Origin of the sequence: Bradyrhizobium cosmicum, from assembly GCF_032290525.1 — a bacterium.
GTDB classification, from domain to species: Bacteria; Pseudomonadota; Alphaproteobacteria; order Rhizobiales; family Xanthobacteraceae; genus Bradyrhizobium; species Bradyrhizobium cosmicum_A.
The window spans coordinates 1-874 of the sequence record NZ_JASXTA010000072.1 but is presented as its reverse complement, the minus strand read 5'-3'; the positions used below and the strand labels follow the sequence as shown (position 1 = coordinate 874).

Annotated in this window: 1 protein-coding gene and 1 pseudogene; both read left to right on the top strand. The window is 61.3% G+C overall.

Annotation, left to right across the window (positions count from 1 at the left end; all coding sequences use genetic code 11):
• Window positions 1–86: 86 nt before the first annotated feature.
• Window positions 87–437 carry an IS66 family insertion sequence element accessory protein TnpB gene (gene tnpB, locus QSV46_RS39065; protein ID WP_247275681.1) on the top strand — a complete coding sequence of 117 codons (351 nt, stop codon included), beginning with the start codon at window positions 87–89 and terminating at the stop codon, window positions 435–437.
• A gap of 54 nt (window positions 438–491) precedes the next feature.
• A pseudogene (locus QSV46_RS39060) lies at window positions 492–874 on the top strand (hypothetical protein); the annotation flags it as partial.

Genomic DNA, 874 nt, shown 5'->3' with positions numbered 1-874 from the left:
GTCGGCGCGGTTCGCATCCGTGTCAGGGGGGCAGTCGACCGGCGGGCACTGTGCGAGGTGCTGGCGGCAGTCGGGACGGTTGGTCGATGATCGGGCTTCGACCTGGGTTGTCGATCTGGATTGCGACGCAGCCGGTCGATTTCCGTCGTGGCATGGACTCGCTGGCGATGCTGGTGAGCGAGGCCTTTGGAGCCGATCCGTTCGACGGCGGACTTTATGTCTTCCGCTCCAAGCGCCGAGATCGCGTGAAGATCCTGACTTGGGATGGAAGCGGGCTTGTCCTTTACTACAAGAGAATCGAGGGGCAGTTCACCTGGCCGCCGATCAAGGAAGGCGTCATGCCGCTGTCTCATGCTCAGCTCTCGGTGCTGCTCGATGGCTCGGACTGGAAGCGTGTGCCGATGCGAATTGTGGATCAGCCAGTACGAGCTGGTTGATCCTTATCAAGAGTCGTTCGTCACTCATGCGGAGTTGTTGTAGAATCACTTTGCATGAGTGATTTGCCTTCCGATCCAGCATTGCTTCGGCAAACCGTGATGGCGCTATCGTCACGGCTTGCGGCGTTGTCGGCGGAATGCAGCTCGCTTTCGGCCGAGCGTGATGCCGCGATCGCCCAACGCGACACTGCGATCCAGGAGAACGACAAGCTCCTGATGATCCTGTCACAGTACAAGCGCACGATCTTCGGTTCCCGCTCCGAGACACTGGATCTCGGACAGCTGTCTCTCTTCACCATCACGGCACAGGCGGCTCGTGCCGCCGCCAACGACGACGTGACCGGAGGCAGGCTGCCTGACGGAGCGGAGGGCCGTGGAAAGCGACCGGCGCGACGCAACCGGGGGAAGCTTCCGGAGCATTTGCCGCGCATCGATGT

Excerpts from the sequence above, each read along its gene's own strand:
- tnpB (WP_247275681.1), top strand. The coding sequence starts at position 87 with ATGATCGGGCTTCGACCTGGGTTGTCGATCTGGATTGCGACGCAGCCG.